The following is a 26,538-nucleotide window of genomic DNA, read 5'->3' as shown; positions in this document are numbered from 1 at the left end:
CCGTTTTTTTACATTGCAAACAAGCCTACCACAATAATTTGACCGAATTATGTGAAAGGTCTCTTTCATTGTGCCTTTATTTTGGTTGTTAGCGGTAGACGTACGTTGATTGCCGCAGATATAAAGACATAATGCAAATTATGTAGTTGATGCCAGACAACGGAGGGAAACGCTTGAAGGAAGAGTACGAGACCATAGATCTGCTTGAAATACTGCGGCTATTAAAGAAAAATTTACTGGTCATTCTTGCTGTTACCATTTTGCTTGCCGTTGCGGGATATCTTGTCAGTACATTTGCAATGACACCGCAATATGAAGCCAGTGCTACGTTGATTGTTAACTCGAGAGAGGACCAGGCTGCTGCACAAGCGCCCATTACAAATGATCAGCTCACATCGGCTACGAAGCTGGTAGATACATACGCTGTTATCCTTACCAGTGATACGGTGCTGGACAAAACGATTTCAAATCTGAACCTTAACATGTCGTACAACGATTTGGTAGAAAGAGTGCGCATTGAATCGGTGAATTCCACACAGGTAATGAAAATCACCGTAAAGGATACAGATCCCGAGAGGGCGCGAGCGATTGTAGCAGATATCGTTGAGCAAGCACCGGAAATTATTATCCAAACGGTGAAAGCCGGCAGTGTGGAGATAATTTCTCAGGCGAAAGCGAATGAGATTCCAGTTTCACCCAGCAAAATGAAAAATACAGCGCTGGCCGGTATTCTCGGTGTTGTCCTTTCGGTAGGTATTATTGTGCTGAAGTTTTTGTTGAACAACAAGTTCATGACAGATGAGGACATCACCAATAAATTGGGAATCACGGTTCTTGGCATAATTCCGCAGATTGATATGAAGGGGGAGAGATGATGGCAAAAAAATCAAAATCAACAAGGCGAGAATTTGTTTTGATGAATAAGAATGCTCCTTTCCAGTATCAGGAAGCATACAAGAGCCTGCGAACAAACCTTAATTTCATGGCCATGGGTAAGGCTTGCAAAAAGCTTATCTTTACCAGCGCGATCCCAGGTGAAGGAAAGAGCAGTGTTGCGTTAAATTTGGCTGTGTCTCTGGCCGAGACGGGGAGCCGTGTCCTTGTGATCGATTGCGATTTACGCAAGCCGGTTATCCATCGGTATTTGAAAATAGATAATTCTGCCTACAAGGGGATAATCAGTGCTCTTGCGGATGGCTCGTTGGCAGAATCTATCATCAACGTGAAGGGCCTCGGCCTGCATGTAATGGTCGCGGATGCGATTCCACCGAACCCGGTAGAATTGCTGGGGTCTCCTCGAATGAAGAACCTGATTGATGAACTCGATAAGCATTATGAATACATCATTTTCGATACACCGCCCGTTTCCGTGGTAACGGATGCAGCGGTTTTAAGTCAATATGCCGACGGTGTTATTTTGGTAGTGCGGCAAAACTATGCAACCTTTGATGAGGTCGGGCTTGCAAAAAAGAATCTCGATGCGGTAAATGCTAATATCCTGGGTGCGGTATTGAACGGGTTTGATACAAAATCGACCGAAAAGAAAAACGGTTACTATTACAGCTACAACTATTCATATGAGAACGCTGACCGATGACGGATTTACATTGCCACATTTTACCTGCAATAGACGATGGTGCTAAAAACGCCAAAGTTTCTATGGAACTATTACGAATGCAGAACGATGCCGGAATCACCGACATTGTGTGTACGCCACATTTTAATCCCGACAGCCAGAATTTAGAGGATTTTATTGATAAAAGATACCGTTCTGCAAGATACCTAGCTGATTATGTATTTTGCTCTGAATTGCCTGTGCGTTTAAAGTTCGGTGCTGAAGTGAGAATTTCGCCAACAATTCTTGATTTGGATTTTCTGCCTTTATGCTTTCAGAAAACGAAAGTAATGCTTCTTGAGATGCCGAGGACGCTTCGACCCCAGTGGGATACAAATGTTATTTATCAGTTGACTCTTGGTGGCGTGATACCGCTGATTGCGCATATTGAGCGATATCCATATGTGCAGAAAAACCCGAATATTGCATTGGATTGGATCGAGGCGGGCGCCTATTTACAAGTAAATGCTGATTCCATTGTGGGAGATACAATGCAACGAAATTTTGTGTACAGGTTGATTAAGCATGGAGTGGTCCATGTGATCGCTTCAGATACGCATTCTCCTGATAAGCGCCCCCCTCAGCTAACGAAAGCAATGCGTTTGATCACAAGAAAGTTTGACAATGCAGTGTGCGGGAAGCTTGAATGCAATGCCCAATCTCTTTTTTAACGGGGATGCTCCTGATGTAGAGCAGCCTGTCCCCATCTCAAAATGGTTCTAATGACAGGATGTGTATCTGTTGGGAACCATTTTTTATAATTATTAGATGGATATAATACTTTTATTTTGTGTAAAAACATTAATTTTTTTGTGAAAAGTGGAGTGAATGTTTTTATTTCCGGGGAAATGAAGTGAGATTGTGAGTGATTGGGAGCTCACCGCACAATCGAGTAAGCAGGGTTGATATTGGTGCACGAGAGGGATTCCAATGAATAAGTTTAAACACGATATTCTGCTCAGAATTGTAAAATCGATAAATATTGTTTTAATAACAATACCATTTGCAGTTTGTTGGTTTTTTTATTATGCAGATCATGTGGTGTCACCCTTTTATTCGAAGGGGAATTGGCTTGTGATTTTGCTTTTCCTTGTTTTTTACATCACTTTTGGACGCATATATGACGCTTTTCTTATATCGATATACTCTGTCGCTGAAATCATGTATTCACAAATACTTTCGGCAATGCTGTCTGACGGAGTCATGTATGTCATCATTTGTTTGCTGTCCAAAGGCTTCCCCAATCTGCTCCCAGGCATTTTGGCAATTGCCGGGCAGCTTCTTCTTTCAGTGCTATGGGCACGCGGAGCAAGACGATGGTACTTTCGGACGTTCGAACCACAGCCTACGGCAATCATTTATGATGAGCGCAGAGGAATAAGCCGGTTAATTGAAGAGCATGGATTGAAAAATAAATACGATGTTCAGTATGCCGTGAGTGTAGACGAATGTCTGGAAAACATAGATATGTTAGCCAATATGAGCACGGTGTTTTTAAGTGGTATTCACAGCCATGAACGGAATCTCATTATCAAGTACTGCGTTGCAAATGATATCAATGCCTTTGTAATCCCTCGTGTAGGCGACACACTTATGTCAGGCGCGCATCCTTTCCATATGTTTCATTTGCCGATGCTGCGTTTACAGCGATATGCTGCATCTCCGGAGTACTTATTTATAAAGCGCGCGTTAGATATTGCCTTTTCAACGATTGCGCTTATTGTTTCCTCTCCTGTTTTTGTTATAACAGCAATTGCAATTAAAGCGGTTGATGGAGGCCCTGTGTTTTACAGACAGCGCCGTCTCACGAAAGATGGAAAGCTGTTTGACGTATTAAAGTTCCGAAGCATGCGCGTAGATGCGGAGAAGGATGGTGTGGCGCGCCTCTCCACCGGAGAGAATGATGACCGCATTACACCGATCGGGCGCATTATCCGAAAATGCCGCATTGATGAGCTGCCGCAGCTTATATGTATTTTATCTGGTGATATGTCTATTGTTGGCCCGCGTCCGGAGCGGCCGGAAATCGCCATGGAGTATGAAAAGGAGTTGCCGGAATTTGCATTGCGCCTGCAGGCCAAAGCAGGATTGACAGGTTATGCACAGGTTTATGGAAAGTACAATACTACGCCGTATGACAAATTGCAGATGGATTTGATGTACATAGCTCATCCGAGTATCATTGAGGATTTTAAGATCGTTTTTGCGACGGTTAAGATCCTGTTTATGCCTGAAAGTACGGAGGGTGTCTCCGAGGGACAGACAACTGCGATGAGCGGGGAGAAGCGCTGACATATCGTTGGTTTTTGGCCGGATTTTCCCTGAAGAAATGAATGATTTTTGAATAGGGTATCAGGAATATACGAATAGGTTGTAGTTGAAATGCAGGAAAAAAGATTGTGAGAAACGGACGCAGAGGCCCGATATGCAAGCAGCTGTGATGCGCACGATAGTATAAGAGCTTTAGAAAAAGGAACGGCTCAGACTCCTTGAGATTGAGTCTGGGCTGTTTTGATGTGGAGAGAGGATTTGCTGCATGAAAAAGGCGGTTATGCTGATTAACGACACGACCTACGCATTTAACTTGCGTGGTGCGATTATTGAGAAACTGGTTAGTGAAGGGTTTGAAGTTGTGGTTGTTGGCCAACTCCTGGAACACCAGGATAAGCTAAAGGCAATGGGAGCCAAGTTGGTCGGTGTTGAAACTGGTCGCCATGGAACAAATCCTTTCTCTGATCTGCAACTGATGTACACATATAAGAAGATTTTGAGAAATGAAAAGCCCGATGTTGTTCTCACCTACAACATTAAGCCCAACGTATATGGTGGCATGGCCTGTCAGCATTTAAAGATTCCATACCTACCGAATGTGACTGGATTGGGTACTCCGGTTGAGAATCCGGGCAAACTCCAGAAGCTAACGATTCAGTTATACAAAATGGGCGTAGCAGGTGGAGCGTGTGTGTTTTTCCAGAACACTGATAATCGAGTATTTTTTGAGAAACACAACATGTTGAAGGCGGGAAGCAGAACACGGATTTTGCCTGGTTCAGGTGTCGACCTCGCAAAGCATCCTGTATTGCCGTGGCCTGAAGACGGAAAGGTACATTTTTTATTTGCAGCTCGTATGATGAAGGAAAAGGGAATCGACCTATTCCTTGCGGCAGCACATAAGTTCGCAAATGAGAACACAATTTTTGATGTGTGCGGTGCCTGTGATGATGAGAATTATAAGAGCATTCTGAACAATGAAAAGTGTGTCGTTTATCATGGCGAACAGAAAGACATGACGCCTTTTTATAGGGAGTGCTCCTGTTTCCTATATCCTTCCTATTATCCGGAGGGAATGAGCAACGTGCTGCTGGAGGCTGCAGCATCTGGCCGCCCGGTTATTGCCGCTGATCGTGCGGGATGCCGTGAAACATTGGACGATGGAGTTACTGGATTCCTTGTTCCAGTTAATGATGAAAAGGCAGCCATCGAGGCAACTGAGAAAATTTTGCGGATGAGCAGTGAAGAACGTAAGATCATGGGACAGCGTGGCAGCGAGAAGATTCGGAGAGAGTTTGATCGTAAGCTAGTTGTAGAGGCTTATTGGGAAGAAATTGAAGCTATACGAGGGACAAAATAATGGATTATAAGAAAATCATTAAAAGCAGGGCTGTAAGAATCAAAATCATGCAGGCTATGAGCTTTGTTCCTGATAAGTGGATGCTGAGCTTGCAATACAAGATTAAGACCGGCAGGAAACTGAACTTGAAGAATCCACAGCGTTACACAGAAAAACTGCAATGGTACAAGATGTACTACCGCGACCCGGTTATGAAGCAATGCGTGGATAAATATGAGGTTCGTAAATATGTAGAAGATTGCGGCCTCGGTTCCATCCTGAATGAATGCTATGGCGTGTATAACAGTCCAGACGAGATTGACTTTCTCAACCTTCCGGACTCATTTGTTCTGAAAGATACACTCGGGGGGGGTGGAAACTCGGTTATCTTAGTGCCGGATAAAAGCAAGTTGAATATTGAACAAGTAAAGCAGCAGATGGCACAGTGGGTTGCGGAGTCAACAAGTGTAAAACATCCGGGCAGGGAGTGGGTATACGATGGTATGCCCCATCGCATTATTGCAGAAAAGTTTATTTCATCGAACCCCGAAACGGGCGGGTTGATTGATTATAAGCTCTTTTGCTTTGGCGGAAGGGTAGCCTGCTTGTATGTGATGGGAAATCGCGAAAATGGATTAAAAGTTGGAATTTATGATCGGGATTTTCGTAAGTTGGATGCCTATATCAGTTATGATGAAAAAATGGAAACTGAAGCCAAAAAGCCGGAAAATTTTGAGGAAATGTGTGAAATTGCGGAAAAACTTTCGGCAAAATTCCCCCATGCTCGAATTGACTTATTTGATCAGAACGGAGTCATTACCTTTGGAGAAATTACGTTCTTTTCAGGTAGTGGATATACACTATTTAATCCTGACGAATTTGATTTCCAGCTTGGTGATTTCTTTCAGCTTCCGCAGAACACGAAGGCATAACAGCTGCTTCATAATATTTTATGAGTTGTGACGTAAAAGACATTGCGCTGAAAAATAAAGGAGCAGAAAAGTAATGAAAAAAGTGGAAGAATTGCCTAAAGTATCAATCGTTATTCCGGTCTATAATGGGTCGGACTATTTGGATAAAGCTATTCAGAGTGCTTTGAACCAAACGTATCAAAACGTTGAAATCATCGTGGTCAATGACGGCTCAAACGATGGCGGCAAAACGGCTGGGATAGCAAAATCTTACGGAGATAAGATCAGATATATCGAGAAGGAAAATGGGGGCGTTTCGTCTGCATTAAATCTCGGCATTGAAGCGATGACGGGCGAATATTTTTCGTGGCTCAGCCATGATGATGAATACCGAGATGAGAAAATCGAAAAACAGGTAGATGCGTTGCGGGCATTCAAAAATGACAGAATGATTGCCCTGTGTGATACAGAGTTTATTGACGAGGATAGCAGGGTTCTTGATAAACCGTGGGGAACGCCTAAATCCGGCGTTTACAACAACGAGCAAGCACTTTTACTGATGAATAAAAAATCGCTGAGCGGAATTTCACTTTTGATTCCCAAGACAGCATTTCTTGAATGCGGAGGCTTTGATACTACCCTGCGTTTTACACAGGATGCAGATATGTGGAAGAGGATTTTCCTCAACGGCTATTCCCTGCTGGTAGATAGAACGATTTATGCCCGCAGCCGGCTGCATGGAAAGCAGCAGACGAATACGCATCGGGAAAGATTCAGGGAAGAGAGCGACAGAACAATTCCGGCTTATTGCGATAAGCTGTGCGAAAAAGGATTGTACAGCGTTGCGCAGGCATTACTGCTGAAGTTATACCGAACTGATTTGATTCATAGTGCGAAATATGTTGAAACGAAGCTGATGGAACGGGGGCAACTGCCGCTTACTGTTCGGTTAAAAGCGAAAGGAAATCAGGCTTATGGAATAATCAGACCGATGATTCGGCAAACATATTATAGGCTGAAGTTCGGAATTGAAAGTAAGGATTCAAAAGGATAATGGTGGTTTGAATGAGAGTTGTCCAAATCAATGTGACATATGGAAACGCAGATAGTACTGGGCGAAATGTGAAGGAGCTTCATGATTTTTTTCTAAAAAAAGGATTGGACTCACACGTCTATGTGACCGCTGTTAATGATCATTCGGAACCTGATAAGAGAATTCACTTTTTTTCCTCTCAGCGAGATAAGCAGAGTCATGCGTTCTTATCCAGGCTTACGGGTATGCAGGGATACTTTTCGTATTTTTCGACCCAAAAGCTCATTTCTGAGATGGATGAACTCAAGCCGGATATTGTAATGCTTCATGTGCTGCATAGTAATTGCATGAACTTTCCAAGTTTGTTTGCATTTTTAGCCAGTAAGCATATTGCGACTGTCGTAGTTCTGCACGATTGCTGGTATTATACAGGACATTGCTGCCATTATACATCGGTGGGATGCGATAAGTGGAAAAAGGAATGCGGAAAGTGTCCACAAATACACCAGTGGAACAAGAGCTGGCTTTTTGACACGGCTCACAAATGTTTACGGGACAAGAAAAAGTGGTTTGAAGCAATTCCCCGTCTTGGCGTGGTCGGTGTGTCGGACTGGATTACAGGAGAAGCCAAAAAGTCAATTCTCAAGGACGCAGCTATAATCCAACGAATCTACAACTGGATTGATCTTGAAACCTTTAGGCCGAGAAATACAGTGAATTTACGAAAGCAGCTTGGGGTTACAGAAAATGAGAAGGTGCTACTGGGTGTTGCATCTGCATGGAGCGAGCGGAAGGGGCTGCAGGAAATGCTTTTGGCTGCTAAGAGCATACCAGATTCGAAGGTTGTCATGATAGGAAAAATGCCAGAGGATACTGAAATTCCTGAAAATATGATTTGTGCAGGGTTGGTCAGAGATCCGGTAAAGCTCTCGGAGTATTACTCCATGGCGGATGTTTTTTTAAACCCTTCTGTTCAGGAAACATTTGGAAAAACAACAGCGGAGGCTATGAGCTGCGGTACGCCCGTAATTGTATACAATACGACTGCATGTACGGAACTGGTTGGACAAGGCTGCGGAAAAGTAGTAGGGAATATGGAGATACCAGAATATTTGAGTGCTGTGCAAGAACATCTGGGGAAACCGAAAAAATCAAGTGTCTGTCGCCAATTTGCAGAAAATAATTTTGCATATCATGATTTGTGTGGCAAATACATGGAGTGTATCAGCCAACTTTATTTAGCCAAAAAGCGGAGGACCGGAATTTGAATAAAATGATTATTAGAATAAATCATCAAGAGGTGGTTTCATTCTTATTGACGCTACTAACAGTGTGGATGTCAAGAACGGTCTTTTTTGGAATCGTTAATCAACGCATAACATGGCTGGTATACTGTGGATGTATTTTAGCTGCATTGTTCTTGGTTCGCATTCCGGTTATACGTTTTAAAAATATAATGACAAAGTTGCTGGTGCCACTTGCTCTTTTTTTAATAAGTATCATCTTATATTTCAGCGAAATGAGTTCAAGCAGCATAAATGCGGTGTTAGGATATATTGTCATGATGCTCTGCGGAGCAATGACGGCTATTTTGGTCGAACCGCAGCTATTTGCGAAGCACTATATTCGGATTATTGCCGTGTATTGCCTTATCTCACTGCCATGCATACTTATCGCAAATACAAATGAATCGCTGGCATATATGCTGTGTCAAAGCGGATATGATTGGAAAACACAGTATGGATATTCTCCGTTTTACACATGGGGAATGAATGGAACAATCAGCTTGCGAAATTCTGGTCCATTTTGGGAACCGGGAGCATTTCAAGGATATATATGGATTGCAGTTCTCTTTATGCTCTTTGATGTTGATGCAAAATGTACAAAACACAGAAAGACCATCTTTGCATTATTCATAATCACATTGTTGACTACACAGTCTACTACAGGATATGTGCTTCTTGTTCTTGCATTTATGCTTTTCAATGGGAGAATTTTACGATTGCTTGAAATCAGGAACATGAATACGAAAGTGATGATCGGTATCCTTATATTGCTTATTGGATTGGTTTTTCTGAGCACATCGACTGTGATTACAAATAAAATTGGAAATGAGAATAATGTATCTGCCCAAATGAGGAGAGCAGATATCTTGACAGGTGGTCTTTTGGCACTGAAAGCAGGTCCGTTTGGTTTAGGGGAAACTTGGACAAGAAATTCGCTGAGAATGTCAATGGGGTTATACAAGGATGATTCGGCGGGACTGATACAAATCACATATACATTTGGTTGGATGATGGGACTCTACTATATTACATCTTTGTGTGGCATAGCAAAAAGGCTTTTCAACACAGATACTCGGAGTGAAAGAATAGGTATTGCTATTTTATTGGTAATTCTCCATTTAACAGAGGGCCTTTGGTCTTTACCATTGTTCTGGGTTTTGCTATTTGAACATTGCGAAAGGAATACAGCGTAATGGCATTGTATTATCTAACATATTATCAGCCGAAATCTATGACTGATTTGAAGCTGAAAATTAGTCCAGCGGGACAACAGAAGTCTGCATATCTTATTGAGAAACTAGACAATGTTGGGAACGAATATACAGTGATATGCCTGGCGGAATCAGATACAAAAGACGGCTCGCACGGAACGATAGAATTTAATATATCGAAAAACGGACAATTCGTCGTATGGAAAGAATTTGCAAAGCCAAATAGGGTTGCGGGAAAAATTCATTTCTATTACCGTCGGCAACAATTAAAACAGTTTCTCTCAGGGTTGAATCCCAGTGACACAGTGATTGCATATCATTCTTTGCAAACTGCTGACATTTTTTATAAGTATAAAAGGGAAAAAAGGTTCAAATTTGTTCTAGAGTTGGAAGAAATCTATCAGGACGTTGTAAATTGTGGCCCCCAAAAAGCTGCATGGGAACGAAAGGTTATCACAGCGGCAGATGGATATATTTTGGCAACAGAAGCTCTTTCCAAGGAGATTCCGGCAGAACGGCCGTATATTGTTGTAAACGGAACCTATCATTCTGAGTTTGAACGAGATGCGGGCTTTGCCGATGATAAGATTCACTGCGTCTATGCGGGAACTTTTGATCCGACCAAGGGAGGAGCTGCTGCTGCTGCTGCTGCTGAGTTTTTGCCGGAAAATTATCATGTCCATATCCTTGGATTTGGAACAGAGGAACAGAAAAAGCAGCTACTAGAGCGGATTGCAGTTGTACAGAAAAAGGCAAAGTGCACCCTCACATACGATGGGCTGAAGTCCGGGGAGGAGTATATTCGTTTCCTGCAAAGCTGCCAGATAGGTCTTTGTACACAGATCCCGGATGCAAAGTATACCGAAACATCTTTTCCCTCGAAGGTGTTGGTGTATCTTGCAAATGGCCTGCGGGTTTTGTCGGTGAGAATCCCAGCGGTAGAGAATTCGGCGGTCGGTGGAATCCTCTATTACTATGACAAACAGTTGCCGCAGGAAATTGCAAACGCAATTATGGATATCCCGATGAAAGAAGACTATAACAGCAGGCAGATTCTGAATCAGCTGGATAAAGATTGCGAAAAAAATCTAAAACGGTTGATGGAGATAATTAATAATGAACCTGATTGAGAAACTTAAATCGAAAGACAATACAGGAATTGTTCTTCGTAACACCTTGATGGCTGCAGTGGTAAAAGGTGGGTCGCTATTTATTGCACTGTTTACGACCCCGGCTTATATGCACTTCTTCAATAATGACGAAGTGCTTGGTGTTTGGTTCACACTGCTTTCTGTACTCGCATGGATCTTGAACTGCGATATGGGTATAGGCAATGGCCTGAGAAACCACCTGGTCTATGCGATCAATGAGAAAGACTGGGGCAAGGCTAGAAAATACATTTCATCATCATACCTATTTCTTTCCGGAATCGGCGTGATTATTCTTCTGGTTGTAGTGGTTGCAGGAAACTTTGTGAGTTGGAATAAGGTTTTTAATATTCAACTTGATTTGGTGGATGCAGGCACAATGACAAAAGTGGTACAGATTCTTCTGGCATCTATTATCCTCCAATTCGTTTTGCGGCTTGTTACATCGATTTTGTATGCCTTGCAAGAAGCGTTTGTTCCAGGGTTGCTAAATCTCTCAACCAACGTTATGATGCTGGGATTTGTACTTCTTTCCAATGCGTTGGGCAAAAACAATAGTTTGGTATCGCTGGCGTCTGCTTATCTCATGGCAGTCAATCTGCCGCTTATCGTTGCAACATTCTGGGTTTTTATTTGCAAGATTCCAGAAACTCGTCCTTCCGTTGCTTTTTTCAGGAAAGATTATGCAATGTCTGTACTGAAGGTCGGAACTGCTTTCTTATGGCTTCAAGTCATCGCAATGGTCGTTGATAATACCAACAATTATCTCATTACATTGTTTGTTGGCAATTCCGCAGTCGTGGAATATCAGGTGTATAACAAAATTTTCAATCTGCCGATGACCATGGTGATGCTGGTTACAACGTCGCTGTGGTCTACGATTACAAAGGCTAAGGCCGAAAACGACTGGAAGTGGATTCGGGCGAGCTACAGCAAATATATGAAAATTGCTTTCTTGCTTGGAGCAGCAGAGTTTGCAGTAATTATTCCCCTGCAGTGGATATTTAATTTCTGGCTTGGAGACAAAACAATTCCAGTTAATTATGGGATTGCGGTGATTTTCGCTTTGTCGGGAACTGTTATGAGCCTACGAACAATACTTGCGAATTATTCAAATGGGTTGTGTGAATTGAGAGTGCAAACGATTTATATGACCATCGGTGCAGTGGTCAATATTCCGCTTGCGTATGTATTTTCGCGCATTTCCGGAAGCTATATCGCTATCGTTTTGGCAAACATCGTTTCGATGGCTCCATACTGCATTGCACAGATGCTGTGGTGCCGGAAATATTTCAAGGCGAGGATAGAACAGTAAATGTAAAAGACGAGAGAGAAAAATTTATTCCTTGATTATTTGAAAGGAATTGCAATCCTTATGATGTTGTGTTCAGCATGGCAGTGGAGCATCATTTTTAGAAAAGAATAGCTAATAACGGAATGGCGACAAGTAATCTGTTTGATAGAAAAATTGATGAAACAGTGGATTCGGATATTTGTAAACGGATAAACGTAAATCTACTGTATGATAAAACGAATATGTAGGAGGGAAATAATATGTCTACATTTGATAACGCAACCCTTATGATTACTGGTGGTACTGGTTCTTTTGGCTCTACCGTTCTAAAACACTTCCTTGACTCTGACCTCAAGGAGATTCGCATCTTCTCCCGTGACGAAAAAAAACAGGATGATATGCGCCACGAGCTTCAGGCCAAGCATCCTGAAACTGCCAAGAAGGTGAAGTTCTACATTGGTGATGTCCGCAATCCCCAGTCTATCCGTGACGCAATGCCCGGTGTGGACTACATCTTCCACGCCGCCGCTTTGAAGCAGGTTCCTTCCTGTGAGTTCTTCCCCATGCAGGCGGTTCAGACCAATATCATTGGCACGGATAATGTGCTTCACGCTGCCATCGATGCAGGCGTTAAACGTGTAGTATGCCTGTCAACCGACAAAGCCGCTTACCCCATCAATGCCATGGGCATTTCAAAGGCTATGATGGAGCATGTTATCTATGCCAATGCCCGTGTGGCCGCCGAGCGCGGCGGTACGACCATTTGCTGCACCCGTTACGGCAACGTCATGTGCAGCCGCGGCAGCGTCATTCCGCTGTTCATCGACCAGATTAAGTCAGGCAACCCTATCACCATTACAGATCCCAACATGACTCGTTTTCTGATGAATTTGGACGAGGCTGTGGAACTGGTTATGTTTGCTTTCCAGCACGCCAATCCGGGAGATTTGTTTATTCAGAAGGCGGATGCTTCCACCATCGGAGATTTAGCTAAGGCTGTGCAGCAATTGTTTGGTGACACTGGCACTCATATTATTGGCACCCGCCACGGCGAGAAGTTGTTTGAGACTTTAATGACCCGTGAGGAACGTTTGCGTAGTGAAGACATGGGCAAATATTTCCGTGTTGCCGCGGACGACCGTGACCTAAATTACGATAAGTTTGTGGTCAAGGGCGAAGTACATACTATGGCAGATGAATCATACACAAGTCATAATACCAATCGTCTGGATATAGAGGATACGGTGAAGAAGATTATGACCACCGACTACGTGCGAAACGCGCTGGCGGAGTGGGAGGCAGAGCGCAAGTGAACATCTTGGTAACTGGTGCCAAGGGTATGGTTGGAACCGCCCTGTGCAACAACCTGAAAAACATCCGGGACGGCAAGAACAAGACCCGCCCGGCATTGCATATTGAAGAAATCTACGAATATGACCTGGATTCTACCGCTGAGCAGTTGGATAAGTACTGCCAAAAAGCGGATTTTGTGTTCAATCTGGCTGGTGTGAATCGTCCGGAAAACCCGGAAGACTTCATGAAGGGCAACTTCGGCTTTGCATCCGATCTGCTGAACTGTCTGAAAAAGCACAACAATAAGGCCACCATCATGCTGTCCTCCTCCATCCAGGCCACCCTGGCTGGTCGTTTCGGCAACAGCGAGTATGGTCGCAGCAAAAAGGCGGGTGAGGAGCTGTTCTTCGACTACGCCAAGGAAACCGGCGCAAAGGTTGCCGTCTACCGCTTTGTGAACCTGATGGGACACAGCCGCCCCAAGTACAATAGTGCCGTCTCCACCTTCTGCTGGGCAGTTGCCAACGACGAGCCGTTCACCGTCAACGACCGCAGCACGGAATTGGAGCTGCTGTACATTGACGATTTGGTGGAGGGAATGTTTGACCTGCTGGAAGGCAAGGAACAGCACTGTGAATTTGACGGTGTGGAAACCATTCTGAATGCAGACGGTCGTTACTGCTGTGTCCCCGTGACCCATAAGGTCACCTTGGGGGAAATTGTGGATCTGCTGCAGGAATTCAAGGCACAGCCCACGACCCTCATGATGCCGAAAATGCCTGACGGCTCCTTTGCCAAGAAGCTGTACTCCCTGTACCTAACCTATCTGCCCACGGACAAGTTTAAATACGCTTTGAAGATGAACGTGGACGACCGTGGCTCTTTCACCGAGCTGGTGCATACTGCCGACTGCGGGCAGGTGAGCATCAACATCAGCCGCCCGGGCATCACCAAGGGGCAGCACTGGCACAACTCCAAGTGGGAGCTGTTCATCGTGGTTGCCGGTCACGGACTGATTCAGGAACGGAATATCAACACCGGCGAAACGGTGGAGTTTGAGGTTTCTGGGGATAAAATCGAGGCTGTTCACATGATTCCCGGCTGGACCCATGATATCATCAACCTGTCGGAAACGGAGAACCTGGTGACGGTGATGACCTGCAACGAAGTCTTCAATCCGAACCACCCGGACACCTTCTTCGAGCCGGTGTAAGAGAAGAATACTGGTTGTCGATAGGAGATTTTTATGGAACACAATTTTAAATGGAAAAACGATGGGCGCACCAAGGTCATGATTGGCTGCGGTACCCGTCCGGAAATTATTCGTCTGGCTGCTGTCATCAAGCGCTGCCGGGAATATTTTGACTGCTGCGTGGTCTACTACAACCAGAACTGGGACAGAAATCTTTCTACCGTTTTCTGGGAGGATTTTGAGCTGAAAAATACCTTCGGGGAGTATGGCCCGGACATTCTTGTTCCCGTGGTGGGCGAGAATCTGGGCGTGACCTGCGGCAACATTCTGGGTCGCAGCTATGAGCTGCTCAGCGAATTGCAGCCGGAGGGTTATCTGGTGCTAGGCGATACTAACTCCTGTCTGTCTGCCATCTCTGCAAAGCGGCTGCACATCCCGCTGTTTCACATGGAGGCAGGCAACCGCTGCAAGGACGAGTGCCTGCCCGAGGAGACCAATCGCCGCATCGTGGATGTGATTTCTGACGTGAATATGTGCTATTCCGAGTTTGCCCGGAAGTATCTGGCGGATACTGGTCTGCCCAAGGAGCGCACCTACCAGACTGGTTCTCCCATGGCAGAAGTGCTGCACATGAATCTGGAGAAAATCCAGAAAAGCGATGTGCTGGAGCGTCTGGGACTGGAGAAGGACAGGTACATTCTGCTGTCTGCCCACCGGGAAGAGAACATCGACTCCGAAAAGAATTTCTTGAGCCTGTTCACCGCCATCAACGCTTTGGCAGAAAAGTACGATATGCCCATCTTGTATTCCTGCCATCCCCGCAGCAAGCACCATCTGGAAAAGAGCGACTTCAAACTCGACCCTCGTGTACGTGTCAACGAGCCGCTGGGCTTCAACGATTATAACAAGCTGCAAATGAACGCTCTGGCAATCGTTTCTGACTCCGGCACTCTGCCCGAAGAGAGCAGCTTCTATCTGTCCGTCGGTCATCCCATCGCTGCCGTGTGTATCCGCACCAGTACGGAACGCCCCGAGGCACTGGAAGCTGGTGACTTCATTCTCGCTGGCATTACCACCCGGGAACTTCTCAACGCTACTGATATGGCCATCGAGATGAAGCAGAAGGGCGTTCTGGGCAAGCCCTGTCCTGACTATGTGGACGAGACTGTGTCCATGAAGGTGGTTCGCATCATTCAGGGTTATGTAAACGTGGTCAATAAGATGGTGTGGAGAAAAGAGTAAGGGTGAAGAAGTTGGCTAAAACAGTATTTATCACCGGTTCATCCGGTTTCATTGGTTCCAACCTTGCCAAGCGTATCCTGACTACCGAGCCGGATACCAATGTCATCGGTCTGGATAACATGAACGATTACTATGATGTCCGCATCAAGGAAGCTCGTCTTGCGGAGCTTCAAAAGTTCGAGAACTATACATTTATCAAGGGAAACCTTGCGGACAAAGCACTTATCAACAGCATTTTTGAGAAGCATCACCCGGATGTTGTGGTCAATCTGGGTGCTCAGGCTGGTGTGCGTTACTCCATCACCAACCCGGATGCTTACATCGAGAGCAACATGATTGGCTTCTATAACATTCTGGAAGCTTGCCGCCATTATCCTGTAGAACATCTGGTATATGCCTCCAGTTCCTCCGTCTATGGCAGCAACAAGAAGGTGCCGTACTCCACGGACGATAAGGTCGATAACCCGGTGTCGCTCTATGCCGCCACTAAAAAATCCAATGAGCTTATGGCACACGCCTATAGCAAGCTTTATAACATTCCCTCTACTGGTCTGCGGTTCTTTACGGTTTACGGTCCTGCTGGTCGTCCGGATATGGCATACTTTGGTTTTACCAATAAGTTGGTGAATGGTGAGACTATTAAAATCTTCAACTACGGTAACTGCAAGCGCGACTTTACTTATGTGGATGATATCGTGGAAGGTGTTGTCCGTGTGATGAAGAAAGCACCGGAAAAGAAAAATGGTGAGGATGGTTTGCCGATTCCGCCGTATGCAGTTTACAACATCGGCAATAGCAATCCGGAGAATCTGCTGGATTTTGTATGGATTCTGTCGGAGGAACTGGTTCGTGCCGGTGTTCTGCCTGCTGATTATGACTTTGAGGCTCACAAGGAGCTGGTTCCCATGCAGCCAGGTGATGTGCCTGTGACCTATGCAGATACAGAGCCGCTGGAACGTGACTTCGGGTTTAAGCCCCACACCCCGTTGCGCGAGGGTCTGCGGAAGTTTGCCGAGTGGTACAAAGAGTTTTATATGGAGTAAGGGGGAGAAAAAGAGTGAAAATTGCAGTTGCGGGTACCGGCTATGTCGGTTTGTCCATTGCCACGTTGCTGTCACAGCACCATGAGGTTATGGCAGTGGACATTATCCCAGAAAAGGTTGACCTCATCAACCACAAGAAGTCGCCGATTCAGGACGAGTACATCGAAAAGTATCTCGCTGAAAAGAGTTTAAACCTGACGGCTACGCTGGACGCAGAAGCGGCCTACAAGGATGCTGACTTCGTTGTCATTGCTGCTCCGACCAACTATGACAGCAAGAAGAACTTCTTCGATACTTCGGCAGTTGAAGCAGTCATCAAGCTGGTCATGCAGTACAACCCTGACGCCATCATGGTCATCAAGTCCACAATCCCTGTGGGCTTTACGGCAAGCATCCGCGAGAAGTACCATTGTGACAACATCATCTTTAGCCCAGAGTTCCTGCGTGAATCCAAGGCACTGTATGACAACCTTTATCCGAGCCGCATCATTGTCGGAACTGATGTGGAGAATGCTCGTCTGGTGAAAGCTGCGAATACCTTTGCCGGCTTACTGCAGGAAGGCGCAATCAAGGAGAAGATTGATACCTTAATTATGGGCTTTACCGAGGCTGAGGCTGTCAAGCTGTTTGCCAATACCTATCTGGCTTTGCGTGTCAGCTACTTCAATGAACTGGATACCTACGCAGAAATGAAAGGGCTGAACACCCAGCAGATCATTGAGGGTGTCTGCCTTGACCCACGAATCGGAAGCCATTACAACAATCCGTCCTTTGGTTACGGCGGCTATTGCCTGCCCAAAGACACCAAGCAGCTCCTTGCCAACTATGCTGATGTCCCGGAAAACTTGATTCAGGCAATCGTCGAGTCTAACCGTACTCGCAAGGATTACATAGCAGATCGTGTGCTAGAAATCGCCGGTGCATACGAAGCAAATGAGGACTACGATCCAAGCAAGGAACGCAATGTTGTGGTTGGTGTCTTCCGCCTGACCATGAAGTCGAACTCTGATAACTTCCGCCAGTCCTCTATTCAGGGCGTCATGAAACGCATCAAGGCCAAGGGCGCAACTGTTATCATTTACGAACCGACTCTGGAGAATGGTACGACGTTCTTTGGCAGTGAAGTTGTCAATGACCTTGAAGAATTCAAGAAACGCAGTCAGGCCATCATTGCCAACCGCTACGACAGCTGCTTGGACGATGTGAAGGAAAAGGTCTACACCCGCGACCTGTTCCGCCGCGATTAAAAATTAGGCCATGTGTTCAGCCACATGGCTGTGCTGCTCAAATATGCTACCTCTCCGTGGTGAGCAAAAGACAACGTGCGCTTGATATTCCGTTTATAACAAAAGGGAGACTATACTTTGAAAAACAGAAAAAAACCGATTGGCATTATCATTACCATTTCAATAATTCTACTTTTAACAATAATGACTTTATTGGGATGGGCGTATTATAATTCAAAGCTTGATTTGATTCAATATGATGATGGCAGTAAAGAAATAGACACCAGCACAAGTTATGCCATAGATAATGATGAGTTGGACATTGCCGACCTTCCGGATGCACCGGAAGATGTGGATGCTTCCGGTGGAATAGAAATTTTGGAAGGTGACATTTATCACGACGATAATGTTGTGAATATTCTGTTGCTCGGTACGGATGAACGAACGGATGAATTTAATGAGAACGCACGTGCGGATTCAATCATGGTGATGAGTCTGAATACGAAGGAGCATACGATTAAGCTGATTAGCATTGAACGAGGAATCGGCGTACCGGTACCGGGACGTAATGATGATTGGATCACACACACCTTCCGATATGGCGGTGCCGCCCTTACAATGCAGACGGTGCGCGATTGCTTTAAGCTGGATGTGAATCGGTATATTCGTGTTAATTTTAATGCATTTAAAGAAGGAATTTCTGCAATTGGTGGAATTGATATTGAATTAACTCCAGCAGAAGCGGAATATATAAATAACGCTGCCAGGCAGGATTCTTCGAAAGAAATCCAACGTGTCTCAGCGGGACAACAACATTTAAACGGCGCGACTGCGCTGACCTACGCCCGTATTCGTAAAATCGATAGCGACTGGAAACGCATTGAACGTCAGCGCACGGTGATTCAGGCGGCAATTAATCAGGTGAAAAATTCAGATATCTTCACTCTAAATGCATTAGCTGATGCAATTTTGCCCATGGTTCAAACGAATTTGACAAAAGCTGAAATTACACGTTTGATGCTTGAGGTACCTGCATTTCTGAGTGAAGGCTCTAAGATGGAACAAATGACGATTCCTACCTACGAAACATGCTGGAACAGCGTAGGGGTGGACGGACGCAAAATGATCGGGGTCGATTTTGAAGCCAATGCGCAAATTCTAAAAACTTTTTTCTATGATATCTCTTGATATATTGCTTAAAATTCGTAAAAAATAGGGCAAGGAAGACTCAAACGTCTTTCTCGCCCTGTTTTGTTTACAGTACAATATATGTTTTGGCAGAAATATATGATTCAGTTTTTGCCAAGTTGTTTCACGGCCTGGTTGATGCCAGTCGCCGCAAGACCAGACACCGCGCCGACAGCTGCCGCCGTGATAGGATCTGTTGCAGGAAATTCAGGCATGCCAGCGTACATGGCTACAAGGCCCAGCACGAGGCCAGTGCAACCACAGATGACAGGAATATATTTATTATCAAGCGGCGTGGTTTTTGCACCAGAGCCAACCAAATAGCACAGAACTGTAATCGCAGCCACGGAACCAATACCAAAAATAGAAATATCCATAAAATCAACCTTCCTTTGTTGAGTTATATAAAGTTAAGTAACCGAGTTATACACTCGCAACATATGTTTTAATATCAGAGATCTTTTTGTTCGCTGCATCTGCACGTGTGGTCTCTTTGCTGGCAAGACTGATAGCCGCATCTCTTTCGGCAGTAGCCTGCGCCAATTCCGCTTCCAATTCTGCTGTGCCTCCGCTGTCTGCCTGTGCCATACATGCCGTAATGGCATCCCCGGCAGATAGTTCCACAATTTCGCTGCGATCAGGTAGCACCACAGCATACCGTTTTTCGGCTCCCGCCTGAATTCGCACCCATGCATAGGTGCCATCGCTACCTACATCTGCTTGAATGGGGTAGTGTTCGCCTACCTTTAGACGTCCACCATTGTAGGTGGTATCTACGGCATTCACATCAGCACGAGAGAACACTTCGCACTTGTCGGAAAGAACTTTTAGGAATTTCATATCGTTTTCAGCCTCCTTATCAATCTTAAATGCGTGTCCTACGTTGTCTTTGACGATGGTTAGGTTGTCGGCGCGTACAAAGCCACTTCTGGTATAAACCATTGTGTCGGGGCGAAGGAAACACACATCATATTCATGCATCTGATTTGCAATTACATATGTGCCTCGGCTATTTTTATACTGAGTTGTATTTTTGCCTTGGCTCCACTCACGGTGCGTGTGGTGTGCGAACCGGTCCTTTCGGCCGTTGCCAAACCCACCTTCATATCCAATAATGGTTCCCTGTTTGACATGTGCTCCGGCAGCAAATCGGTTAAGATTGTCATGCATAAATAAAAAGGTAATGATACCCACATAGCCGTTCGCACACTCTACCGGTTCATCGCTGACGAAATACGTTTCGTGGCTGCTGTCGGTGCGCACACGGGTAAAATATCCATCAAACGGTGCAAGCACTGGGCTGTCGAATGCTGTGCTTTCTCCGCCATCGTCACGAGCCAAGCTTCCCTTATGCGAAGTTACACCGTATTCGTCCTGAGTAATACGCATATGTGTACCAGGAAACAATACTTTTTGTGCCATAAGGCGACCCTCCCTTACAGGCCAAGTGCGGCAAGCTGTTGCTCAATATAAGTGCGTTGCTCAAGCTCTACCACCAAATGCATGGCATCAGATACTTGTCCACTGGAAAAATTGGTATTCGTGATCCGTTTCTTCCCAACACTCGTAACGATACAATACTGCTTGTAGAGCGTGTCATAAATGATGTCTCCAGCTTTCTGGCCTTTTTCAGGGTTGTCCTCATCTACCGTACGTGTCATGCGGATTTCAGACGTTGCATTTTCGTCTGCAAATATTGCGGCGAACGTATCTACGGGCATGGCGTCTTCTGGCAAGTGAATCTCCATCCGACTCCGTGTGCTCGGATTGCCGCTGGGGTAAACTGCCGTAGAATCAAGAGCTGTATATTCTTTTCCATTCTTCAATGTAATTTTAAGCATATGTGGTCCTCCATTTTAAATCAAATAGCATCCGTTCATTTGAATGGTCGCATGTAAACCACCACTCGTAGCGCCGGAAGCCACTTCGAGCATCAAATAATAGTTTCCGTTTTCCGCATTGATTGTGAATATGTCACTGGCTGCGTAAGTTACATAGACGCCGCCAGCCTCTCCTGTTTCGCGGTAAATAAGCTGCTGTACTACATTCCCGTTAATATCACTAAGCGCTACTTTGGCATGAGAGAAAGAGTTGGCCAGTGATATACTGAGGTTCGAAAAGTATATTTTTGAATATCCCCATGAATTGAATCCGCCGAGCATTACACGGCCATATCCGCGTTCAGTTCCTCCGAATGCGTCAACTTTAATATCTGATCCACTATTTGTAACGGTAAAATATGCGGCATACCCAAGATTTTGTGTTTTAGCAACTGGTATTCCTGGATAGACCGTTTTTTGACGTTTCCAAACTTCTACATTATTGGCTTTAAGGCTCGACAACGACACACCGTTCTCTATGACGGCCCCGTTGCCGGGTATTGAATTACCATTAAAAATCAAAGGCATGTTTGCACCGCCTCACGAATAGTTGATTGTCAGCGTAGTGCCGGACAGGCTCATTGTGATGTTGCTTGCCCGCCGCGCATTGGACAGGCGGCTGTCGTTGCCTTGGCATACAGTGCCCGCCGCTGTGCCGAAGTTTTTATTGAATGCATTGTTTTTTGTGAATGCGGGTTCTTTTGCATTCAGTTTTGTGTTCATCTCTGCTTCGGTATAGTACCTGTCGTCATGAGTATGTTCAAAGTCAACGATTGCAGCTTTTTCTGTTTCATAATGTAAAGTATCATATGAGCCATCGGCAAGTTTCTGATGTGCTCGAACAATTTTTTTCGCCATTGAAATCCCTCCCTACGAGATGACCTCAAGCCATATATCGTCTTTTAACTGACCTGATGGCTGATTTTGATTAATTATGATCTGCTTAGTGGTATTTGCGAGATATGTTTCATACTGATATTTGTAGTATGTTTCAATCGCAATGATGGCATCACGATACTGATTGAGTGTCTCAGCATTGATGAGCATTGTTTTAAGCTCAGGATAAGTAGAGAGAATTGCATTAGCTCCTGCCAGGTCATGCGCAGCATACTTGGCGTGATATTGTTCAATTTTGGTGAGATCTTCAATCCCAGGCTCAGTTTTTTTAGGGAACGAATCAATGTTTTCTGGAAAGGAAGTACCATTTAAATTTGGATATGTTGCGCTGATTGCGGCCACCTCCCTGTAAAATAAAAAGCGCCATTTAAAAGGCGCTTTGGCTTGTTGCACTATTGGACGATAAACGGATATAACGGATAAAACTCAATGCAGCTCAGCGTTGACAGTCCATTTGAAGTGCTTATTTGCTTTACAATATATTTTTTTGTTTCACCTGTGCGCTTTGAAGTGTATTCAATAAGCTGATTTGTTGAAAGCCATGGGATTTCGATGATTGGAAGTTCTAATCGGCTCATGAGGCGTGTTGTTTTCCATGTTTCATAGTCAGCTCGTTGAGAAGCTAAATCATTAGAAAATATATTTTCATATTCTCCGCCAGCCAGTGGTCGTCGAATTTCGTCTTTCCACATTTCCTTTATTGCAAACGGACTATCAGGAATCACACGATATTTTATGTTGTTGCAACTTTCATAGACTTTATCTTCAGCAATTTGTTCTGCGGTTGGCGTAAAAGCAACTTCTTTGCAAATCGCGTGTACTTGGCACTCCCCATAAAAATAGAAGCGTCCTTTTTTATACTTCACAATATATTGCGTTTCAGGCCGCATATCGCCAGCGCTTATTGGAATATTGCCTTCGTATACAATTGGATAGGATGGACCATTGTTAAAAGACATTTTTTGCCCTTTCACTGAGGTCGCGCTGACTGACACTTGAAACTTGGTGTTGAGGACAAGATTGTTGCCATCAAAGTTCTCGTCTTCAATAGTCATCTTGTATGTATCTCCAGAGACCGTGCATTTGTCGCTATAATGATCTGGTTCAATATTTTGTCCATAAAGGTCGGTGACGTTTGCAACTTCAGTGAAAGTAATGGTACAAGGCTCTCCTTGAACAAGCGGGGCCAATTGCTCTGCAGTAATTACAGGTTCGTCAAATTCGCACGTGGGGATACCTTGAAACACAAATGTTCCATCTACATCGAAAAAGGCTTCCCAACCGGGATACAAATCACGTATTTCAACAACTTTTTCCCAGATACTGGTGTTTACGTCAAATTCCATGTCATATGGGATTTCATCAAATTCTGCAATGGTTTCCTCGTACCCATCAGGAACGCTTCTGTGGTATGTGTCTATACGATACTTTTTAAATCCAGCCTCTTGGGTGATAAGAGATATCAGTGCGCCTCGAATACTACTTCCTTCTTCAATCTTTGTTGTCAGGCCACGCACATAGCCATTACGTGTTCCATCGCAGCAAGCTGATTGGTCAACACATGAAATCTGAAGGGAAGAAGTACTTGAATCCCAGCTGAAACTATTATCACAAATCGTATAAACTCCTTTGGGGTAATATGCGATTTCTGACGTGCGCATATCTTCATATCCTACATATACACGAATAAGTTTATCAAGCCAAATTTTTGCGTTCGCATCGACGTCAAAAGTTTTGTCTTTGATTACAACAGAAAGAGAGATTGTTCTTCTTGTATCAGAGTCGCAGTCTTCGCTATAAGAGTATTCGGTAATTGAACCTTGAAATGAATCAACAATTTGCATATCATAATTAAGAATCTGCGCCATTACATACATATTTTTAGTATGCTGATGTAAGATTGAAAGATCACGCTTGGTTTGAAAGTGCATGCTCACACCTCCAAACCGACGTTTACCAATCCATTACTCACCAAATCATTCGTGCTGTTGCAATCTCCAATTTCTACCCAGTCAAAATTGATTGATGGTACTTCGCGATGCCCAGACGGGGAGAGAGAGGGGGAACCTGTAACTCGAATCATCCAAACCCGGCCGTCTTCATATTTAAGAATTTTTGCCTTCCGATTTTGCAGCCACTCTAGAATTTGATTACGCCTATCAGTATTGTCATACCAATCCATTGACGGAACAAAAAAGAATGCAGCGAAAGTAGACGCATAGTAATTATTTTGGCTATTTGATATCACATATGGATATTTGGAATCAAGTGTGTTTACAACTTGTGCATTTTGATTTTTAGAAACATTCCCCGTTGCAACATTGTACTCGGTACCATAAATAGTCTCTGCATCAGCAATGAAATATCCCTTGAATTCACTTTGCACTTCTATCAAGCTTAAATTGCCCTCTATATCTCCATACACTGGGACGACAGCGTACTCGTATGATCTCATGTTTCCGGCGAATCGGTCAATGTAGATGTCATAAAAATCGGCAGCTTTATGAATCGCTTTTTCAAAAACGGTTGCCCAGTCAGTTGTACCTTTTAGACGTTTTTTTAGGCGAAGCATATCAACGTTGTCTGCCGTGAAATCAACATTGCCAGCAAGGGTGTTTCCATTGAATTTTGCGTCCAACACCGTATTCATATCCCAAATGTCAGAAATAGATATTGTATATGCAAATGAAGTGTCATTTGTGATTTTCAATCTGTCAAATATGCCGTTACCAAGCGATATATTGTTGATGAGAGCGACGCTTGTCGGAGTGGGAGCCGCTGTTTGTGCCTCACCTAAAAAGGCTGTACTTAAAAATAGCATATAACCACCCTCACTGAAGCTTTAAGTCGTATAAATTGTTGAATTTTCGAATCCAGATATGTACCATTTGAGAACTTGAGGGCGGATCGATAAAATTGCTTAATTTATCATAGCATACTCCGGAATGATAGGCCTTTAATTCTAAGTAGGCTTTTTTTACCCCTATGTTTGAAAAAGTATCCTCCATATATTCAACCGTTACACGGTCGCCGTTTGAATTTTTCATTTCCATAATTGTAGTGCATCCGTTTAAATCGCTGCAATCAATTTGAATGGTGTAGTCGCCTGCTAAGTTAACTCCTTCGGAAAACACAACTTTATCGTTTCGAAGATCAATCTTTTCGCCGTTAATATAGATAGCGTCTCCATTTTCGGTTTCGCCAATGATTGAGTGAATATTAAAAGTAATTGAAACAGTGCCTTCGCATTTATTATTCTGGCCCAAAAGCAATGCAGAAAGGTATGGAGAAGAATATTCAACTGAAAAAGTCACCGGTTCAATCTCAGCATGTAGTCCATTCACCGTATCGAAATACACATAGGCGGTGTAAGAATGCCCAGATTCAAGCCCTGTCACCATAACATCTAACCCTTGCATGGCGTATCTTGCGCCAGAATCAAAAACCGTTTTGTCATTCGCGTTGTTATCTTTAATGAGAATAGAATATGTATTTAGCAGTTCTTTTTCGCGTTGCAAATATGACAGTTGTAATAGATAAGATGCATATGCAATCACTTGGTTAGGTGTTATATTAATTGACAATATGGGGGCACTATAACAATAAAAGTCAATATGGTTGCTCTCTTCGCTTATTTTTCCTGACGCGTCATACACATAAATTTTAGCGCTGTAATATGTACCATTTGAAAGTGTTTTAGCAGGCAACACATATGCTTTCTTTGAAGAGGTTTGTGTTTGCTCATAAACGGTTTTTTCATTAGAATTGGTGTATACAATCAGTTTGCTTTTTGAAATAATTGAAGGATAAGAGAATTCGAACTCGTGCTCTTTGGTGGCATCAAACGCATTTTGTGGTTTTAATATGGGTTTTATTTTTATCACCACCCTCAAGATAATTATATATTTCAAATCAGATAGCAGCCGTTCATTTCGATAGTTGCATTTAAACCGCGCGAAGTAGCTCCAGAATCCACTTCTAATATCAGATAATAATTCCCATTGGCCGAGTTGATCGTAAACAAATTTGAGGATACGAATGTTCTATCATATCCGCCAAGTGATTCCCCTGTATCATAAGCGATAAGACGTTGAACCCAATTCCCATTGATGTCGCCAAGAGACACCGCTATTTTTGAAAAAGCATTGGTGATGTACGCGTGCAGGTTTGCAAAGAACAGTTTTGAATATCCTATAGAACTGAATGGACCGAGCATCACGCGGCCCCATCCGCGTTCAGTACCGCCGAATGCGTCTACCTTAATATGATAGCCTAGGTTTGTCACAGTGAAATATGGTGAATATCCAAGGTTCTGCGTCTTTGCCACTGGTATTCCGGGGTATATTTTCTGTTGCCGCTGCCATACAAGCACATCGTTGAAATAATACTTTTTTAACTGCACATCGTTAAACCGGATATAGCTCGACTCGGGGATAAGTATATCATTTTGGCGATAACTCACGTCATTC

General features: G+C 44.1%; 27 protein-coding genes. 17 read left to right on the top strand and 10 right to left on the bottom strand.

Going from position 1 to position 26,538, the window contains the following annotated elements; translation table 11 throughout:
• Window positions 1–173 precede the first annotated feature (173 nt).
• The 17 genes from TQ39_RS07690 (at window position 174) to TQ39_RS07610 (ending at window position 19,292) form a co-directional block, all read left to right on the top strand.
• On the top strand, window positions 174–875 hold the full coding sequence (locus tag TQ39_RS07690; protein WP_050005126.1) for a YveK family protein: 702 nt from the start codon (window positions 174–176) through the stop codon (window positions 873–875).
• On the top strand, window positions 872–1,597 hold the full coding sequence (locus TQ39_RS07685) for a CpsD/CapB family tyrosine-protein kinase (RefSeq protein WP_050005125.1): 726 nt from the start codon (window positions 872–874) through the stop codon (window positions 1,595–1,597). The genes TQ39_RS07690 and TQ39_RS07685 overlap by 4 nt, the downstream gene beginning before the upstream one ends.
• The gene (locus tag TQ39_RS07680; protein ID WP_156146238.1) at window positions 1,594–2,286 is read left to right on the top strand and encodes a tyrosine-protein phosphatase; all 693 of its coding nucleotides are present in this window, start codon (window positions 1,594–1,596) and stop codon (window positions 2,284–2,286) included. Before TQ39_RS07685 ends, TQ39_RS07680 begins: the two co-directional genes overlap by 4 nt.
• Before the next feature lie 259 nt (window positions 2,287–2,545).
• Complete coding sequence (locus TQ39_RS07675; RefSeq protein ID WP_050005123.1) at window positions 2,546–3,907, top strand: sugar transferase; 1,362 nt, start codon at window positions 2,546–2,548, stop codon at window positions 3,905–3,907.
• Between the two features lie 244 nt (window positions 3,908–4,151).
• Window positions 4,152–5,246: a glycosyltransferase family 4 protein gene (locus tag TQ39_RS07670; RefSeq protein ID WP_050005122.1), complete on the top strand. Its 1,095-nt coding sequence runs from the start codon at window positions 4,152–4,154 to the stop codon at window positions 5,244–5,246.
• Window positions 5,246–6,157: an ATP-grasp fold amidoligase family protein gene (locus TQ39_RS07665; RefSeq protein WP_050005121.1), complete on the top strand. Its 912-nt coding sequence runs from the start codon at window positions 5,246–5,248 to the stop codon at window positions 6,155–6,157. The genes TQ39_RS07670 and TQ39_RS07665 overlap by 1 nt, the downstream gene beginning before the upstream one ends.
• Window positions 6,158–6,230: 73 nt before the next feature.
• Window positions 6,231–7,190, top strand: coding sequence for a glycosyltransferase family 2 protein (locus TQ39_RS07660; RefSeq protein ID WP_050005120.1), 960 nt, complete (start codon window positions 6,231–6,233; stop codon window positions 7,188–7,190).
• Window positions 7,191–7,201: 11 nt separating this feature from the next.
• Complete coding sequence (locus TQ39_RS07655; RefSeq protein ID WP_050005119.1) at window positions 7,202–8,437, top strand: glycosyltransferase; 1,236 nt, start codon at window positions 7,202–7,204, stop codon at window positions 8,435–8,437.
• The gene (locus TQ39_RS07650) at window positions 8,434–9,648 is read left to right on the top strand and encodes a hypothetical protein (protein WP_050005118.1); all 1,215 of its coding nucleotides are present in this window, start codon (window positions 8,434–8,436) and stop codon (window positions 9,646–9,648) included. The genes TQ39_RS07655 and TQ39_RS07650 overlap by 4 nt, the downstream gene beginning before the upstream one ends.
• Complete coding sequence (locus TQ39_RS07645) at window positions 9,648–10,796, top strand: glycosyltransferase family protein (RefSeq protein WP_050005117.1); 1,149 nt, start codon at window positions 9,648–9,650, stop codon at window positions 10,794–10,796. The genes TQ39_RS07650 and TQ39_RS07645 overlap by 1 nt, the downstream gene beginning before the upstream one ends.
• Window positions 10,783–12,129: a lipopolysaccharide biosynthesis protein gene (locus tag TQ39_RS07640; RefSeq protein ID WP_050005116.1), complete on the top strand. Its 1,347-nt coding sequence runs from the start codon at window positions 10,783–10,785 to the stop codon at window positions 12,127–12,129. Before TQ39_RS07645 ends, TQ39_RS07640 begins: the two co-directional genes overlap by 14 nt.
• A gap of 239 nt (window positions 12,130–12,368) precedes the next feature.
• Window positions 12,369–13,421 carry a polysaccharide biosynthesis protein gene (locus TQ39_RS07635; protein ID WP_050005115.1) on the top strand — a complete coding sequence of 351 codons (1,053 nt, stop codon included), beginning with the start codon at window positions 12,369–12,371 and terminating at the stop codon, window positions 13,419–13,421.
• Window positions 13,418–14,614 carry a polysaccharide biosynthesis C-terminal domain-containing protein gene (locus tag TQ39_RS07630; protein ID WP_050005114.1) on the top strand — a complete coding sequence of 399 codons (1,197 nt, stop codon included), beginning with the start codon at window positions 13,418–13,420 and terminating at the stop codon, window positions 14,612–14,614. Before TQ39_RS07635 ends, TQ39_RS07630 begins: the two co-directional genes overlap by 4 nt.
• 33 nt (window positions 14,615–14,647) lie before the next feature.
• Window positions 14,648–15,835 (top strand): UDP-N-acetyl glucosamine 2-epimerase, encoded by a 1,188-nt coding sequence (locus tag TQ39_RS07625; protein WP_050005113.1) that lies wholly within the window; start codon window positions 14,648–14,650, stop codon window positions 15,833–15,835.
• Between the two features lie 11 nt (window positions 15,836–15,846).
• On the top strand, window positions 15,847–16,878 hold the full coding sequence (locus tag TQ39_RS07620; protein WP_050005153.1) for an NAD-dependent epimerase/dehydratase family protein: 1,032 nt from the start codon (window positions 15,847–15,849) through the stop codon (window positions 16,876–16,878).
• 14 nt (window positions 16,879–16,892) lie between these two features.
• Window positions 16,893–18,125, top strand: a complete 1,233-nt coding sequence (locus TQ39_RS07615; protein WP_050005112.1) for a nucleotide sugar dehydrogenase — start codon at window positions 16,893–16,895, stop codon at window positions 18,123–18,125.
• Window positions 18,126–18,242: 117 nt separating this feature from the next.
• Window positions 18,243–19,292, top strand: coding sequence for an LCP family protein (locus tag TQ39_RS07610; RefSeq protein ID WP_050005111.1), 1,050 nt, complete (start codon window positions 18,243–18,245; stop codon window positions 19,290–19,292).
• 104 nt (window positions 19,293–19,396) lie between these two features.
• Here TQ39_RS07610 and TQ39_RS07605 read toward each other — a convergent pair whose 3' ends face one another.
• The 10 genes from TQ39_RS07605 to TQ39_RS07560 are packed head-to-tail and all read right to left on the bottom strand — an operon-like array spanning window position 19,397 to window position 26,531.
• Window positions 19,397–19,669, bottom strand: coding sequence for a phage holin family protein (locus TQ39_RS07605; RefSeq protein WP_050005110.1), 273 nt, complete (start codon window positions 19,667–19,669; stop codon window positions 19,397–19,399).
• A gap of 46 nt (window positions 19,670–19,715) precedes the next feature.
• A complete protein-coding gene (locus TQ39_RS21440) occupies window positions 19,716–20,714 on the bottom strand; it encodes a M23 family metallopeptidase (protein ID WP_050005109.1) in 999 nt (332 codons plus the stop codon).
• Between the two features lie 14 nt (window positions 20,715–20,728).
• Window positions 20,729–21,133 (bottom strand): hypothetical protein, encoded by a 405-nt coding sequence (locus tag TQ39_RS07595; RefSeq protein WP_050005108.1) that lies wholly within the window; start codon window positions 21,131–21,133, stop codon window positions 20,729–20,731.
• Window positions 21,134–21,148: 15 nt separating this feature from the next.
• The gene (locus TQ39_RS20795) at window positions 21,149–21,700 is read right to left on the bottom strand and encodes a hypothetical protein (RefSeq protein ID WP_156146237.1); all 552 of its coding nucleotides are present in this window, start codon (window positions 21,698–21,700) and stop codon (window positions 21,149–21,151) included.
• 12 nt (window positions 21,701–21,712) lie between these two features.
• Window positions 21,713–22,030, bottom strand: coding sequence for a hypothetical protein (locus TQ39_RS21435; RefSeq protein ID WP_050005106.1), 318 nt, complete (start codon window positions 22,028–22,030; stop codon window positions 21,713–21,715).
• 12 nt (window positions 22,031–22,042) lie between these two features.
• Window positions 22,043–22,411, bottom strand: coding sequence for a hypothetical protein (locus TQ39_RS07580; RefSeq protein ID WP_055081018.1), 369 nt, complete (start codon window positions 22,409–22,411; stop codon window positions 22,043–22,045).
• 50 nt (window positions 22,412–22,461) lie between these two features.
• A complete protein-coding gene (locus tag TQ39_RS07575; protein ID WP_050005105.1) occupies window positions 22,462–24,000 on the bottom strand; it encodes a DUF5048 domain-containing protein in 1,539 nt (512 codons plus the stop codon).
• 2 nt (window positions 24,001–24,002) lie between these two features.
• Window positions 24,003–24,890, bottom strand: a complete 888-nt coding sequence (locus TQ39_RS07570) for a hypothetical protein (RefSeq protein ID WP_050005104.1) — start codon at window positions 24,888–24,890, stop codon at window positions 24,003–24,005.
• A gap of 10 nt (window positions 24,891–24,900) precedes the next feature.
• On the bottom strand, window positions 24,901–25,980 hold the full coding sequence (locus TQ39_RS07565; RefSeq protein ID WP_050005103.1) for a hypothetical protein: 1,080 nt from the start codon (window positions 25,978–25,980) through the stop codon (window positions 24,901–24,903).
• Window positions 25,977–26,531, bottom strand: a complete 555-nt coding sequence (locus TQ39_RS07560) for a hypothetical protein (RefSeq protein ID WP_050005102.1) — start codon at window positions 26,529–26,531, stop codon at window positions 25,977–25,979. Before TQ39_RS07560 ends, TQ39_RS07565 begins: the two co-directional genes overlap by 4 nt.
• Between the last annotated feature and the right edge of the window lie 7 nt (window positions 26,532–26,538).

The sequence above is a fragment of the Ruthenibacterium lactatiformans genome, assembly GCF_000949455.1.
Taxonomy (GTDB): Bacteria; Bacillota; Clostridia; order Oscillospirales; family Ruminococcaceae; genus Ruthenibacterium; species Ruthenibacterium lactatiformans.
The sequence above is the reverse complement of the archived record's forward strand: the minus strand, read 5'-3'. Positions and strand labels throughout refer to the sequence as shown.